General features: G+C 65.6%; 13 protein-coding genes and 1 tRNA gene. 6 read left to right on the top strand and 8 right to left on the bottom strand.

Annotation, left to right across the window (positions count from 1 at the left end):
- Positions 1–32: 32 nt before the first annotated feature.
- From GGR73_RS03300 to serS, 4 genes are all read right to left on the bottom strand, one after another.
- Complete coding sequence (locus tag GGR73_RS03300) at positions 33–1,508, bottom strand: site-specific integrase (RefSeq protein ID WP_184455607.1); 1,476 nt, start codon at positions 1,506–1,508, stop codon at positions 33–35.
- Between the two features lie 83 nt (positions 1,509–1,591).
- A tRNA-Ser gene (locus GGR73_RS03295) sits at positions 1,592–1,681 on the bottom strand.
- A 337-nt stretch (positions 1,682–2,018) separates the two neighbouring features.
- On the bottom strand, positions 2,019–3,035 hold the full coding sequence (locus GGR73_RS03290) for a LysR family transcriptional regulator (protein ID WP_016903391.1): 1,017 nt from the start codon (positions 3,033–3,035) through the stop codon (positions 2,019–2,021).
- Between the two features lie 473 nt (positions 3,036–3,508).
- On the bottom strand, positions 3,509–4,789 hold the full coding sequence (gene serS, locus GGR73_RS03285; RefSeq protein WP_104608083.1) for a serine--tRNA ligase: 1,281 nt from the start codon (positions 4,787–4,789) through the stop codon (positions 3,509–3,511).
- Between the two features lie 111 nt (positions 4,790–4,900).
- Between serS and GGR73_RS03280 the strand changes: the two genes are divergently transcribed.
- Positions 4,901–5,563 (top strand): energy transducer TonB, encoded by a 663-nt coding sequence (locus GGR73_RS03280; RefSeq protein WP_053054371.1) that lies wholly within the window; start codon positions 4,901–4,903, stop codon positions 5,561–5,563.
- A gap of 349 nt (positions 5,564–5,912) precedes the next feature.
- Positions 5,913–6,380, top strand: a complete 468-nt coding sequence (locus GGR73_RS03275) for an energy transducer TonB (protein WP_184456473.1) — start codon at positions 5,913–5,915, stop codon at positions 6,378–6,380.
- A 172-nt stretch (positions 6,381–6,552) separates the two neighbouring features.
- Here the strand turns inward: GGR73_RS03275 and aroA are convergent, their stop codons facing one another.
- The 3 genes from aroA to serC all read right to left on the bottom strand — a co-directional run bounded on the left by aroA (position 6,553) and on the right by serC (position 10,349).
- Entirely contained in the window at positions 6,553–7,866 is a 1,314-nt protein-coding gene (gene aroA, locus GGR73_RS03270) for a 3-phosphoshikimate 1-carboxyvinyltransferase (protein ID WP_167762743.1), read from the bottom strand.
- 127 nt (positions 7,867–7,993) lie between these two features.
- The gene (pheA, locus tag GGR73_RS03265) at positions 7,994–9,196 is read right to left on the bottom strand and encodes a prephenate dehydratase (RefSeq protein WP_039520680.1); all 1,203 of its coding nucleotides are present in this window, start codon (positions 9,194–9,196) and stop codon (positions 7,994–7,996) included.
- 67 nt (positions 9,197–9,263) lie between these two features.
- Positions 9,264–10,349, bottom strand: a complete 1,086-nt coding sequence (gene serC / locus GGR73_RS03260; RefSeq protein ID WP_184455605.1) for a phosphoserine transaminase — start codon at positions 10,347–10,349, stop codon at positions 9,264–9,266.
- Positions 10,350–10,527: 178 nt separating this feature from the next.
- Here serC and msrP point away from each other — a divergent pair, with 178 nt between their 5' ends.
- Together msrP and msrQ are read left to right on the top strand one after the other, a co-directional pair.
- Entirely contained in the window at positions 10,528–11,496 is a 969-nt protein-coding gene (gene msrP / locus GGR73_RS03255) for a protein-methionine-sulfoxide reductase catalytic subunit MsrP (RefSeq protein ID WP_024940184.1), read from the top strand.
- A gap of 130 nt (positions 11,497–11,626) precedes the next feature.
- Positions 11,627–12,283 carry a protein-methionine-sulfoxide reductase heme-binding subunit MsrQ gene (gene msrQ, locus GGR73_RS03250; protein ID WP_065032370.1) on the top strand — a complete coding sequence of 219 codons (657 nt, stop codon included), beginning with the start codon at positions 11,627–11,629 and terminating at the stop codon, positions 12,281–12,283.
- Here the strand turns inward: msrQ and GGR73_RS03245 are convergent.
- Positions 12,225–13,034 carry an FHA domain-containing protein gene (locus GGR73_RS03245; protein ID WP_065032371.1) on the bottom strand — a complete coding sequence of 270 codons (810 nt, stop codon included), beginning with the start codon at positions 13,032–13,034 and terminating at the stop codon, positions 12,225–12,227. The two genes, msrQ and GGR73_RS03245, sit on opposite strands and share 59 nt — an antisense overlap.
- Positions 13,035–13,207: 173 nt before the next feature.
- On the opposite strand from GGR73_RS03245, the gene GGR73_RS03240 reads away from it, so the two are divergent.
- Together GGR73_RS03240 and GGR73_RS03235 are read left to right on the top strand one after the other, a co-directional pair.
- Positions 13,208–13,483, top strand: coding sequence for a polyhydroxyalkanoic acid system family protein (locus GGR73_RS03240; RefSeq protein ID WP_024939833.1), 276 nt, complete (start codon positions 13,208–13,210; stop codon positions 13,481–13,483).
- A 183-nt stretch (positions 13,484–13,666) separates the two neighbouring features.
- Complete coding sequence (locus GGR73_RS03235; protein ID WP_046342310.1) at positions 13,667–14,215, top strand: phasin family protein; 549 nt, start codon at positions 13,667–13,669, stop codon at positions 14,213–14,215.
- The last annotated feature ends 43 nt before the right edge of the window (positions 14,216–14,258 follow it).

The following is a 14,258-nucleotide window of genomic DNA, read 5'->3' as shown; positions in this document are numbered from 1 at the left end:
GGAATCTCCTTTCTTACTCAGCAAGTCTCGGCCTATTTCATAAGCCGGTATTTAACAGAGCCCAATCCAGGCGAGTGGTGCCCAAGACCATTAAGCTTTTCCCGAACATTGAATTCTCGACTATAGGTTGAGTGGTGCTCGTCGTCGATTTCATGCCCGACGATCTGCGCACGCAACTCGGATACCACCCCCGCCCCCTGCAACTCTTGGATAAACGATTTTCGGAGTGAGTGGAAGCCTCGTTTCGCTGGCTCCCAGCCCTTTCCCACGTCAGCCAGGTGTCTACTAAACGCTTTGGTGATCCAGTTACCCTGCCCGTTCACCGCGGTGGCCTTGGCCGCCGGGAACAACCTCGTTTCACCGGCCTTACGCTTGCCATCGACCCACTCCAGGAAGCCCATCTTGAGGAGCTCAGGGTGGAGCGGCACCGTCCTAAGGCTGACCTCGGTTTTCACTTTCTGGTGGTCGCCTTCGTCTGAGATGCGGATGCACGGGATGCCGTCCTCTTCGAACACGTCTCGGATCAGCAACTGGCCGACCTCTGACGCCCTCGCCCCCGTATAGAGTCCAAGGAGCGAGGCCCAGCGGGCCGACTCGGACAGCCTGCCGAGCGCCTCGGGCGCGAACAGGGCTTGGATCTGGGCCCTGTCGTAGGCCTTGAACCCGAGCTTCTTCCGGGCCCGCTTCTCGCGCTGCGAGTAGCTCACATGACCGGAGGCAGGATTGTCGCCACGAGGATAGTGACCCGACGCCATGGCCCATTCGAAGAAGCCACCCTTGCCGCCGATGTAGCTCTGCTTATTCGTGAGCGTCGGTGTAGACGCTCCCTTCTCCCGCATGTCCTGATACCACCGCGCCAAATCTGAGCGAGTGATGGCATGGACCTTGGCCCTCTCGCCGAGGAAGCTCACCAAAGCCTCAATAGCGGTCTTCTTGATGGTGTATGTCTTGGGCAAAGTCGAGCCCTTCAGGGTCGCCAAGAACGCGTCCCGAGCTTTTCCCAGCGTCATCGTCTCGATGGCCGGCGCAGATGATTGCCGAGCTGGGGTGGTCTGGCGCGACGCTCCGAATGTGTTGAACGCGGCAGCTGGGAGCCAGGACGGTTGGGCGGTTGCCCCACCCCTTGCTTCCAGCTCCATCAACTGCCGATACAACTTCAGGTCTTTTGGGCTGTCAATCTGCCACTGCTCCGTCAACGTCCCATCCGGCTGGCGGGTGCGGTTGAGCGTCAGCTCCTGGAGGTTCTCGGCGCTCGTCAGGCGAGCGATCAGGAGGTCAGCGTCCGACTTACTGAGCTTGGTCACGCGTTGATCCTTCAACTGAGCGAAGAGCCGAGCATAGCCCGCCCCAAGCACGACCGCACGCACGTGAGCCTGCGCCAAGTCCTTCGTTTGCAGGGTGCGTTTGATAAGCCGGCAGCCCATCACGGTTTGCAAATCGATGGGCACACGTTGGACGAACGACCAGCGGCCGGTAGACGACCGGCTCAAATGATGAGGGATGCGCATGCGAGTTTTTCCTCTACATGCTTCCTGCCTCCAATCAATCCGCCTAAAAAATTAGTGATTAAAATCAATAACTTAGACGTGACTGGCGGAGAGAGTGGGATTCGAACCCACGGAAGGTTTGACCCTTCGCCGGTTTTCAAGACCGGTGCCTTAAACCGCTCGGCCATCTCTCCGATGCTGCCTTGCGTGACCGCCGAAGACGTCGGGTGATCACACTTGCGCCACGCGCGATGCGGGTGACGCATGTCGATGGACGCCGCATTGCGCGCTGCCATCGACCCGGGATTGCTCCCGGGCGCGCATTCTCGCATGCCCGGACGCGCTTTGCTAAGCGCTGCGTTTTGCCGAGCTGCTAGGCTTTGCAAAGCGGTTCCGCTTGCCAGGTACGCAGCGTTCCCGACGACGCGGCCTTGCCAGGCGGCGCAGCGCTGATGTGCCGACGTCGACAACCAGGACGTCGACAACCAGGCGCAGCGCTTGGCCGGCTTCAGCCACGAACAGGCACGGCGCTCAGCCGGCTTCCGCCACGGCCAGGCGCGGTGCGGTCGCGGCCGCACGCTTGAGCTTTTCGGCCAGCTCGGCGCAGTTACCCCCGCAATCCAGGCGCGAACGTTCGATTTCCTGCGGCAGGTGCTCGGCCAGGAAGTCGATGAACACCCGCACCGCCGGCAGCAGGCCGCGGCGCGAGGCGAACACCGCGTGGCAGATGCCTTGCGGCAGCGACCAGTGCGGCAGCACCACTTCCAGCTCGCCGCTGCGCACTGCCTGGGCGCACACGGTTTCCGGCAGCATGGTGATGCCGAAGCCATCGCGCGCCATCGACTGCAGCAACGGGAAATCGAAGCCGGCCAGACGCGGCTGCAGGTCCACGCGGCGCATCTCGCCGTTGGGGCCGTGCAGTTCCCAGCGCTGGTGCGCTTCGTCTTCGCTGGTGCTCATGGTGGTGTGGTTGGCCAGCTCGCTCGGGTCCTTGGGACGCCCGGCGCGGTCCAGGTATTTGGGGCTGGCCACCAGCAACTCCTGCACCTGGCCGAAGCTGCGCATCACCAGGCTGCCGTCGTCGTCCAGGCGCGAACGCACACGCAGCGCGATGTCGTAGCCTTCGTTGATGACGTCGACGCGGCGATTGCTGATGTTGAGCTGCAGCCGCACCTTGGGATACTTGGCCAGGAATTCCGGCAACAGCTTGGGCAGCTGGATCTGCGCCAGCGAGACCGGAACGCTCACACGTACAAGACCGCGCGGCTCGGCACTGAGACGATCCACCACCTCGCGCGCGGCCTGGGCTTCGGCCAGCATGGTCTGCGCGTGCCGATGCACGCTGGTGCCGACGTCGGTGACCGCAAAGCGGCGAGTGGAGCGCTGCAGCAGGCGCACGCCCAGGTCGGTTTCAAGCTGGCTGATACGGCGGCTCAGGCGCGACTTGGGGATCCCGAGCGCACGCTCGGCCGCGGCGAAGCCGCCGTGGTCCACCACCATCGCGAAGTAGTACAGGTCATTCAGGTCGTGCATGGCGCAGGCATCCATGGATAGAACGATAAGTGACATTTAATCACCTTTATTCCAGCAGAGCAACGACCTGATACATCAGAAATGTAGTTCCTTGCATCCAGACCATCGGACTCTTGCGCAAGGAGCTTCATCTTTTTTACCAAGGCAACGCCCCAGCACCCGGCACAGATGTCGGCAGGTAGCGCTCGCTAGATCCGCCGGGGTCTTCCAGGCGCCGCAGCAGGCCTTGCGCCATGAAAATGCAAACGGGGCCAGTGATGGCCCCGTTTTTGATCAATATGTTTAACAACTCCGCCATCGCAACCTGGGCGGCTGAGCGGCCGCGCGAGCAACACGCTCAACAAGGCTGACGAGCGAGCCGCAGCTGGCAGTCGCCAGCCGCCAGTCGAGGCTGCCTGCCCGCCCGACATCGAGCATGAAGATGCACGCCCATTCCAGGCATCGGCCGCGCCCGTCTGGACACCGCGCAGCCGGTGCCTCGGCCGCTCTTATCCGATCCGCTCGAGCCCGCCCATATACGGACGCAGCGCCTCGGGCACATCGATCGAGCCGTCGGCGTTTTGGTAGTTCTCCATCACCGCGATCATCGCGCGTCCCACGGCAGTGCCGGAGCCGTTGAGCGTGTGCAGCAGCTCCGGTTTGCCGCTGGCCGGGTTACGCCAGCGCGCCTGCATGCGCCGCGCCTGGAAATCGCCGCAGTTCGAGCACGACGAAATCTCGCGATAGGTGTCCTGCGACGGCAGCCACACCTCCAGATCGTAGGTCTTGATCGCCGAGAAGCCCATGTCGCCGGTGCACAGCAGCACCTTGCGATACGGCAGGCCGAGTTTTTCCAGCACCACTTCGGCGCAGCGGGTCATGCGCTGATGCTCGGCATCGCTGTGTTCCGGCGCGCAGGCGGTGACCAGCTCGACTTTTTCGAACTGGTGCTGGCGGATCATGCCGCGCGTGTCGCGGCCGCCGCTGCCGGCTTCGGCGCGGAAGCACATCGAGTGCGCGGTCATGCGCAACGGCAGACGCTCGGCATCGACGATTTCGTCGCGCACGATATTGGTCAGCGGCACTTCCGAGGTGGGAATCAGATAGCGGCACGACTCGCCCACTTCGGTCTGAAACAGGTCGTCCTCGAATTTGGGCAGTTGTCCGGTGCCGCGCATCGACTCGGCATTGACCAGCAGCGGCACGTTGGTTTCTTCATAGCCATGCTCGCCGACATGCAGGTCGAGCATGAATTGCGCCAGCGCGCGGTGCAGCCGCGCGACCGGCCCGCGCAGCACGGTGAAACGCGCACCCGACAGCTTGGCGGCAGTCTCGCCGTCCAGCCAGCCGTGCGGTGCACCGAGTTCCACATGGTCTTTGACCGGGAAGTCGAACTGGCGCGGCGTGCCCCAGCGCGACTGCTCGACATTCTCGCTCTCGTCCTTGCCCTGCGGCACGTCGTCGGCCGGCAGATTGGGCAGGCCCAGCGCGATGGTCTCCAGCTTGGCGCGAATCACCTCCAACGCGTCTTCGGAGGCCTTGAGCTCATCGCCGAAACCGGCCACTTCGGCCATCAGCGCAGTGACATCCTCTCCCTTGGCCTTGGCCTGCCCGATCGCCTTGGACTTGGAGTTGCGCTGACTCTGCAGCTCCTGCGTGCGCACCTGGATGCGCTTGCGCTCGCTTTCCAGCGACTCCAGTTCCGCGGTGTCCAGGGAGAAACTGCGCGTGCTGCGCAGGCGCTCGGCAAGGTCGGCGGGATGTTGGCGAAGCAGGGCCGGATCTAGCATCGGGAGTCTGTGTGTCGGTAGGAAGCGCGAGATTATCGCCTGTTCCGTCACCTGCTGCGATCGATTCACCGCCGCTATGCCAGAATTGGCCCGATCCTTCAGGTGAGCCCTATGCCCGCGCCCCGCCCTGCGTCCGATCGGCAGATTGTCCTGCGACTGCCCCGCCACACCCTGAAAATTGCCGGTATCGCCTTCGTTGCCGGCCTGCTGCTGTTCCTGCTGGTGTGGGCCACCGGCCGCAAGGACGACTTCTACAAGGCCTCGCCGGCGCAACCGGCTGCAGGTGCGCAGGCCGACGACAACATCCAGCCGCTGCCCGCGCCGCTGCCGGCCCAGGACGGCGCCAGCGACATGCCGCAGGCCAAGCCACCGGAAGAAACCCCGACACTGGTGGAAACTGCGCCACCAGCCCCGCCCGCGCCGACGCCGTTGCCGGAGGACGCGGTTCCCGGCGCGCCGGGCGCAGCACCGGCAAACGCCGCGGCGGCTGCAGGCGGAGATCGCCCGGTGCCGATGCAGGGCCAGATGCCGCCGCCGCGCTACCCCGCGGCTGCCCTGCGTCGCGGGGATGCCGGCGATGTGGTGGTGCGGGTGGACGTGGACGCGGCGGGCAATCCGGGCGGGGTGACGCTGGTGCAACGCAGCGGCTCGCGCGATCTGGACCGCGCCGCGATGGAAGCGGTGCGTCACTGGCGCTTCCATCCGGCGCAGCGCAACGGCCAGCCGATTGCCGGCAGTCTGGATATCCCGTTCGAGTTCAAGCCGGCGCAGTAAGTCCACCGATAGCTGCGTCGCATACACCGCAAAACCGATGACGGCCGGACTGCCGCAATCGACGAACACCACTGCGCGTTAACCGGACAAGGCGGGGCGAACCAGGCCCCGACTCGGCTTGACCAAGCTGAATGTCTACCGCCGTTTAAACCTTCCCGAGCGCCCTGCCTTAGCTGGCCCTCAGGCAAGGCCGACCAGACTGGCCACGTCATCCCAAAGATGCGCCAGGAGGCCGGCCATGTCCTTCATCTCCAATCCTTCGTCACACCCTACCCAGGCACTGCCGCAGCGCCCCGTGCATGCGGAAGACCGCGTGGGCGACGACACGGCCGACGGCGCCTCGCCATGGCTGTGGGCGACCCTGCTGGCGTTGCTGGTGGTGGTGCCGACCTGGTGGTGGGCCCGCCATAGCGATGAATCGTTTGCGACCGACACGCGCCCCGCGCCTGCGGCCAGTCGCCAGATCCTGCCGACCTCGGAGGGTCCGCGTGCGATGACCATGATCGCGCACCAACCCGCGCGCGCGGCGATCAGCACCCAAGAAGCGATTCCGCTGCCGGGCAATGCGGTGCCGCGCTACCCGTCGGACATCGCGCAGGCCGGGATCGCAGGCAGCCGCACCGCGCGACTGCAGCTGGACGTGCAAGGCCGGGTGAGCGATGTGAGCATCGTCGACCGCAGCGGCAGCAATGACCCGCGCCTGGATGCAGCGGTGATCGACAGCTTGCGTCAGTGGCGTTTCGAGCCAGCCACCCGCGATGGCCACGCCGTCGTCAGCAGCGTGCAGGTGCCGGTGGAGTTCACCGCCGAGCACTGAGCGGGATCATCAACCAAGTCGGATCGCAGTGGCGCCGTGCTGGCTGCAATGCGGTATCCAAGCGTTGACTGACAGGCGTTACGACGCCTTTGGTCGACCGCTCCTCATCCGAAGAGCAGTCCTCAACCAGCAAGACAACTGCCCGCCTTTCCTACTGAAGCCGTTTCACTACTCAGGCCGTTTCAAGCCCGAAACCGGCGCCCCGCGCCAGGCTGTCGAAGCCCGGGAACGAGGTTGCGACATTGGCCACGTCATTGACCCGCACGCTGCCGGTGGACAGCTGCCCGGCAATGGCAAACGCCATCGCGATGCGGTGGTCGCCGTGGCTTTCGATCACGCCGCTGCCGATGCTGCCGCCGTGAATGGTGGCACCATCCGGGGTTTCGTCCACTCGCACGCCCAGCGCGCGCAGCCCGGTGGCCATGGCTGCAAGGCGGTCGGACTCCTTGACCCGCAGTTCGGCAGCGCCGGTGACCACCGTCTGCCCGGTTGCGGCAGCGGCGGCCACAAACAGCGCCGGGAATTCGTCGATCATGTCCGGCACCAGCGCTTCGGGAATCTGCACGCCCCGCAACGGTGCATAGCGCACGCGCAGATCCGCCACCGGCTCGCCGCCATGTTCGGCATGACGTTCTTCGGCGATATTCGCGCCCATCAGCCGCAGTGCCGCCAGCAACCCGGTGCGACGTGGATTCAGGCCCACCGCACGCAGCAGCACCTCCGAACCGGGAATGATGCTGGCTGCGACGATGAAGAACGCCGCCGACGAGAAATCGGCAGGCACCGCGATATCGGTGGCGCGCAGACGCTGACCACCGCGCAACCGCGCCTTGCCGGGCGAGAAATCGATTTCCACACCAAACGCAGACAACATGCGCTCGGTGTAATCGCGGGTGGGATGCGGCTCGCTGACCGACGTCTCTCCCTGCGCATAGAGGCCCGCCAGCAACACCGCGGATTTGACCTGCGCACTGGCCACCGGCGAGACGAAGTCGATGCCATGCAAGGCCTGGCCGCCGTGCACACGCAGCGGCGGGGTGCCGTCGTCCTCGGTGTCGATGCGCGCGCCCATCTGTGCCAGCGGGCCGGTCACGCGCCGCATCGGGCGCTTGGACAGCGACGCATCGCCGACCAACTCGCTATCGAAACGCTGCGCGGCCAGCAGGCCGGCAAGCAGACGCATGCCGGTGCCGGCGTTGCCACAGTCCAGCGCCTGGCTGGGCGGCTGCAGGCCATCCACGCCGACGCCGTGCACGATGCGCTGCGACGCCGACGGCGTGTCGATGCGCACACCGAGCTGGGCGAAAATGGCCGCGGTAGAGCGCGTGTCTTCGCCTTCGAGAAAGCCGTCGATCTGCGAGACGCCATCGGCCAGCGCGGCGAACATCACCGCGCGGTGCGAGACCGACTTGTCGCCGGGAATGGCCAGGCTGCCCTGCAATGCGCTGCCCTGCCGGGCGATCCAGTGGTGCGTGCTGCTGCTCATGCGTGTGATCCGATTGCTGCGGCATCGCCCTGTGCGGTGATGCGCGTTGAAAAGTATCGTGGCGCTGCCGTCACCTCGGCCGGTGACGGCGCGCCCGTCAGGACGGCGCTGGCGTGACGCCCGGCGCTCAGGGAATGGCGACCGGGTACGAGCCCAGCACCTTGATCTGCGCCGAGTGCGCTTCCAGTTCGGCCAGCGCCTGCTTCATCGCCTCGTCTTCCACGTGGCCGGCCAGGTCGATGAAGAAGCCGTATTCCCACTTGGCCTGGTGCGAGGGACGCGACTCGATGCGGTTCATGCTGATGCCATGCCGCGCGAACGGGCTGAGCACGTCGAACAACGCACCTGGCTTGTCGTGGATGAACACCAGCACCGAGGTGCGGTCATGCCCGGAGGTGGGGAAGATCTGCCGGCCGATCACCAGAAAACGCGTGGTGTTGTCGTCGTCGTCTTCGATCGACTTCATGATGACTTTCTTCAAGCCATACACATGCGCGGCGCTCTCGCCGCCGATCGCCGCGGCGTCCTCGGCATTGCGGGCGCGGCGCGCGCCTTCGGCATTGCTGGAGACGGCGATCTTCTCGACCTTGGGCAGGTGCGAACGCAGCCAACCGGCGGTCTGCGCAAACGACTGCGAATGCGCGTAGATGCGCTCGATGTCTTCCAGCCGGCCGTTGCGCGAGAGCAGGTACTGGTGCACGCGCAACTCGACTTCGCCGCAGATTTTCAGGTTGGAGGTCAGGAACATGTCCAGGGTGACCTGGATGGTGCCCTGGCCGGAATTTTCCACCGGCACCACGCCGAAATCGGCATTGCCGGCTTCCACTTCCTGGAACACTTCCTCGATGGTTGCCATCGGCAGGCCGACTGCCGAACGGCCGAAGTGCTTGAGCACCGCCTGCTGGCTGAAGGTGCCTTCCGGGCCGAGATAGCCGATCTTCAACGGCTCCTGCTGGGCCAGGCACGCGGACATGATTTCGCGGTACACGTGCACCAGCACTTCATCGCTGAGCGGGCCTTCGTTGCGGTCCACCACCATGCGCAGTACCTGCGCCTCGCGCTCGGGCCGGTAGTAATCCACCGCTGCGGCGAGCTTGCCCTTGGCCTTGCCGACCTGATGGGCGAAGTTGGCGCGTTCGGCGATCAACGCCTGGATGGTGCGGTCGATCTCGTCGATCTTGGCGCGCACGTCGGCCAGCACCGGCGCAGCGGTGGCCGGCTTGATCGCGCGCTTGTCTGAGGCGTTGGCCGCGGACTTGGCGGCGGACTTGCCTGCCGGTTTGGTCTTGCCGCCGGTGGCGGCACTGGGCTTGCTGGACTTGGGAGCCATCGCTCGGCATTCCTTGAATTTGCGGCGCATGCGCCTGCGCGGCATGCGCCGCGGTCGAATGAAAGACTCAGCCGTGACGCTGCTGGAAGTCGTGCATGAAGCTCGCCAGCGCCTGCGCGCCCGCCACCGGCATCGCGTTGTACAAGGACGCGCGAATGCCGCCGACCGCCTTGTGCCCCCTCAGCGCCAGCAGACCGGCTGCCTTGGATTCGCTGACGAACAACGCATCCAGCTGCTCGTCGGCCAGGAAGAACGGGATGTTCATGCGCGAACGCACCGCCGGCTTGACCAGGTTGCGATAAAACCCGCCGGAACCATCGATCGCGCCATACACCAGCGCGGCCTTTTCGGCGTTGCGGCGGGCGAACTCGTCCACCCCTCCCTGCTCCAGCATCCACTTCACGGTGAGTCCGAGCAGATACCAGTTCCAGGTCGGCGGCGTGTTGAGCATCGAATCGCGGGCGGCATGCGAGGCGTAGTTGAAGATGTCCGCGCGCGGCTGGCCGGCGCGTTCGAGCAACTCGCGCCGCACGATCAGCACCGAGATGCCGACCGGGCCCAGATTCTTCTGCGCGCCGGCATAGATCAGCCCGTAGCGCGACACATCCAGCGGCTCGGAGGCGATCGACGAACTGAAATCGGCAAACAGCGGCAGGGTACCCACCGTCGGCGTGTCGCGGAACTCGACGCCGTGGATGGTTTCGTTGGCGGTGATGTGCACGTAGGCCGAGTGCGGCGACAAGGTCCAGCTGGCCACCGGCGGAATGTCGGTGAAGCCGCCCGCCTGGCCGTCTGCGGCAATGCGCGCATCCACATAGGTGGCCGCCTGCTTGATCGCGGTCTTGCCCCAGTGGCCGGTGATCACGTAGTCGGCGGCCTGGCCGGGTGCGGCGAAATTCAGCGGCAGCAGCGCCTGGATGGTGGTGGCGCCACCGGCAGTGAACAGCACCGCGTAATCGTCGGGAATCGACAACAGGGTGCGCAGATCGGCTTCGGCCGCGGCCGCCACGGCCATGAAATCGGCGCTGCGGTGGCTGATCTCCACGATCGAGGCGCCGACGCCGTTCCACTCGACCATCTCTTCCTGCGCCTGGCGCAGGACCGATTCCGGCAATGTCGCAGGGCCGGCACTGAAATTGAACGCGCGTGTCATGGCACACCTTGGCGAGCTAGCCTTCTAGTATGCCGCAGCGCACCGGCCTTGGCAGCGTTGCAGAAAAGTTGCATGTGCATCCTTCTCACCCATGGCGACGTATGGTTTGCGTAGGCCATCGGCAGCGTCATCACCATGGTCCGGTATTCTCATCAGCAGCCACTGTCAGGAGCGAGCCATGTCCCTTCGCGATGTCTTGAAGACGCCGTCCAGCGAGATCACCGATGAGGCCGTCTACCGCGACCGACGCCGGCTGCTGCAGCTGTTTGCGCTGACCCCGGCGCTGGGCGTGGCCGGCTGCGCCGAGGCCGATCCGCCGCCTCCGCCCAAGACCGTGGTGACCCCGGCGCAGGCGCGCAGCGGCTTCCGTACCGCCGAGGAACTGACCCGGCTGGAAGACGTCACCAGCTACAACAACTTCTACGAGTTCGGCACCGACAAGACCGACCCGTCCAAGGCCGCCAAGACCCTGAAGCTGTCGCCGTGGTCGGTGAAGGTCAGCGGCGAATGCGAAAAGCCCGGCAGTCTGTCGCTGGACGAGTTGCTCAAGGGCATCAGCGCGGAGGAACGCATCTACCGGCTGCGCTGCGTGGAAGGCTGGTCGATGGTGATTCCGTGGACGGGCGTGCCGCTCGGCGAGGTGCTCAAGCGCTTCGCGCCGACCTCCAAGGCCAAGTACGTGGCATTCACCACACTGGCCGATCCGCAGCAGATGCCGGGCGTGCGCTACCGCTCGATCAACTGGCCGTACCGCGAGGGCCTGCGCATCGACGAAGCGATGCATCCACTGACCCTGCTGGCCACCGGCCTGTATGGCAAGCCGCTGCCGCAGCAGAACGGCGCGCCGCTGCGGCTGGTGGTGCCGTGGAAGTACGGCTTCAAGAGCATCAAGTCGATCGTGGAAATCCGCTTTGTCGAAAAGATGCCCGAGACCGCGTGGCACGATCTGCAGCCGTCCGAGTACGGCTTCTTTTCCAACGTCAATCCGGCGGTGGATCACCCACGCTGGAGCCAGAAGACCGAGCGCCGTATCGCCGGCACCGCGAGCAAGTTGTTCGCCGAGCGCATCGCGACCAAGCCGTTCAACGGCTACGCGGACCAGGTCGCCTCGCTATACGCCGGGATGGACCTGAAGAAGTGGTTCTAGGCAGTGATGTCCCCCGCGTAGGAGCGCACCCGGGCGCGACGGGCGTTACCAGGAATGCCCGTCGCGCCCGGGTGCGCTCCTACGATGCATGTTGATGCCCGCGCGGCATCGCTCCCTTCTTCGAGATCGCATGGCCAAGACCTCCGCATCCCTGATCGCCGCCAAGACCCTGGTGCATGTCGCCGCGCTGACCCCAATCGCCTTGCTCGGCTGGCAGTTCTGGCAGGTATGGCAAACCGGCAGCGATGCGCTGGGCGCCGATCCGGTGGCCGAAATCGAGCACCGCACCGGGCTGTGGGCGCTGCGCTTCCTGTTGATCACCCTGGCGATCACGCCGCTGCGCCAGCTCACCGGCCAGGCGACGCTGATCCGATTCCGGCGCATGCTCGGGCTGTACGCATTCTTCTACGCCAGCGTGCATCTGGCGGCCTACCTGAGCCTGGATCTGCGCGGCTTCTGGACGCAGATCTTCGAGGAGATCCTCAAGCGCCCCTACATCACGGTCGGCTTTGCGGCATGGCTGCTGCTGGTGCCGCTGGCGATCACCTCCACCCAGGGCTGGATGCGGCGGCTCAAGCGCAACTGGGGCCGCCTGCACATGCTGATCTACCCGATCGGCTTGCTGGCGGTACTGCATTTCTGGTGGCTGGTGAAATCCGACATCCGCGAACCGGCGCTGTATGCCGGCATTCTGGCGGTGCTGTTGGGCTGGCGGATCTGGAAGAAACTCAGCGCGCGCCGAACCACAGCAAGGCGCTCAACGCCGCCGCCAGCAACACCGCGCTGAGCAGCAGCCACGGCCAGCGCGCCACCTTGACCGGCGCACGCGCCGGTTCGCCGGGCGCGCGTGGTGGTGGCAACGGCTCCGACTCGGGAAGGTCCCAGGTGGTGCCGTGATGGGTGCGCGGCACCTCCACGACAAAGCGATGGCGGGCATCGAACACGACCTGGTCGCCGGCCTGCAGCCAGCCGTCGCGCACCTGCACGCCGTTGATCCAGCTGCCTTCTTCCGAACCCAGGTCGCGGATCAGCACGCGGTCGCCGTGGCGTTCCAGGCGCGCGTGCTGCGCGGCGAAGGCCGGGTCGTCGATGACGATGTCCGCCGCCGGGTCGCTGCCGACCAGGCGTGAGCGGTCCAGGGTGAAGCTGCGCCCGTGATGGCGTCCGCCCAGCCCGCGTAACAACAGGCAGACCTCGCTCAGGCCGGCATCGTCGTCTGCAACGTCGTTGGCCGGCGCGCTTGACGGCGCACTGCGCAGCAGCATCTCCACGCCGTCGGCGTAGATCGCATCGCCGGGGCGCAACAGCGCCATGCGCCGCACCGGACGTCCGTTGACGTGGATGCCGCGGATCCCGTTGGCCACCTGCAGCCACAGCCCACGCTGGTCCAGGCAGAACTGCGCCAACAGCAACGCCCCCTGCGCATCGGCAACCACCCGCACACTGCCAGAGGCATGGCGGACGATCCGGTGGACGCCGGGCTTGAGGGAATGATCCGGCTGCTGCCGGTGGGTGAAATGAACTTGCAGATCGCGCACCCGCCGCAGCCTAGCAGGTTTGCCCCGCGCCGCGGCCAACAATGTGACCGGCGTCCGGCCGACGCAGGTACCGCACCGAGGTGTGTCGCTGCTCGGCCACACGCGCGCCGCACTTGGAGCCTGGCCCGCGCATGCGCACAATGCACGCTTCTTTCGTCTTCCCCATGGAACCCATGTCCAGCATCGATATCCGCCACGACCATGCCTTGCCGCCGGCCCAGGCCCGCGCAGCGATCGACGCGGCGGCGCGCAAGTTGACCGATCGCTATGGCGTCGCCTCGCATTGGGAAGGCGACACCTTGCGCATCGCGCGGGCCGGCGTGGATGGAGCAATCACCCTGCTGCCGCAGCAGGTACATGTCACCGCCGAGCTCGGCTTCCTGTTGTCGGCGATGCAGCCGATGGTGGAGTCGGAGATCCGGCGCCTGCTGGCCGAAAAACTCGCCTGAGCATGCCGTGTCGCTGGTCCGGGCCTGATCGCTTGGCCAGAGCCTGACCGCACCGGTGCTTCAGCGACAAGTCACCCGCGCGGCCCGTGGCAGGCGGATGCTCTGAACGTGCTTCACCTGCTCGATGCAGTGCCGGGACTAGGGTGAAGGCAACGTCACTTTGGCAACCCACAGGAGCATTCCATGACGACCGGATACGATCAGAACGGCAAGCGCGACGATGCCGCGCACGGCTTCCAGGCGCAGGCAGAACAGATTTCGCGCCGGCTCGGCGAATCTGCGCAGACGGTGTGGCTGGCCGGGCTCGGTGCGCTGGGACGGGTACAGAGCGAGGGTGGCAAGTTGTTCGATTCGCTTGTGCGCGAAGGCGCAGCCTACGAGCGCAGCGGCCAGCGCAAGGCGGCCGAAAGCGTCGATGAGCTGCGCGAAGAGGTGGAAACCCAGTTCGAACAGGCACGCGACACTGCCGTGCGCGGCTGGGACAAGCTGGGCAAGGCCTTCGACGAACGCGTCAAGGGCGTGCTGCGCACGCTCAACATCCCCGAGCAGGACGAACTGGAAAACCTGCGCCGCGAGGTGGAATCGCTCAAGGCCCAGGTGCGCGCCAATACCGCCGCGACCAAGCGCGCCAACCGCACCGCCAATCAGGCAGCACAGGCCGCCAGCAGCGACACCACCGGCTCGACCAGCGGCAACTCCAGTCCTGGCAGCGCTGCGTTCGATGGTGAATAAGCCGGCCCGATGATGTTGCAAAGCAGCATGATTTTTTAGACAA

Source organism: Xanthomonas sp. F14 (assembly GCF_014199865.1).
This window is presented reverse-complemented; position numbering and strand designations above follow the sequence as displayed.

Bases quoted from the DNA above. Each gene is read 5' to 3' on its own strand.
- GGR73_RS03290 (WP_016903391.1), bottom strand. From the start codon at position 3,035: ATGGATGCCTGCGCCATGCACGACCTGAATGACCTGTACTACTTCGCG.
- GGR73_RS03280 (WP_053054371.1), top strand. From the start codon at position 4,901: ATGCCCGCGCCCCGCCCTGCGTCCGATCGGCAGATTGTCCTGCGACTG.
- GGR73_RS03300 (WP_184455607.1), bottom strand. From the start codon at position 1,508: ATGCGCATCCCTCATCATTTGAGCCGGTCGTCTACCGGCCGCTGGTCG.
- aroA (WP_167762743.1), bottom strand. From the start codon at position 7,866: ATGAGCAGCAGCACGCACCACTGGATCGCCCGGCAGGGCAGCGCATTG.
- GGR73_RS03240 (WP_024939833.1), top strand. From the start codon at position 13,208: ATGTCCAGCATCGATATCCGCCACGACCATGCCTTGCCGCCGGCCCAG.
- msrQ (WP_065032370.1), top strand. From the start codon at position 11,627: ATGGCCAAGACCTCCGCATCCCTGATCGCCGCCAAGACCCTGGTGCAT.
- serC (WP_184455605.1), bottom strand. From the start codon at position 10,349: ATGACACGCGCGTTCAATTTCAGTGCCGGCCCTGCGACATTGCCGGAA.
- pheA (WP_039520680.1), bottom strand. From the start codon at position 9,196: ATGGCTCCCAAGTCCAGCAAGCCCAGTGCCGCCACCGGCGGCAAGACC.
- msrP (WP_024940184.1), top strand. From the start codon at position 10,528: ATGTCCCTTCGCGATGTCTTGAAGACGCCGTCCAGCGAGATCACCGAT.
- serS (WP_104608083.1), bottom strand. From the start codon at position 4,789: ATGCTAGATCCGGCCCTGCTTCGCCAACATCCCGCCGACCTTGCCGAG.
- GGR73_RS03235 (WP_046342310.1), top strand. From the start codon at position 13,667: ATGACGACCGGATACGATCAGAACGGCAAGCGCGACGATGCCGCGCAC.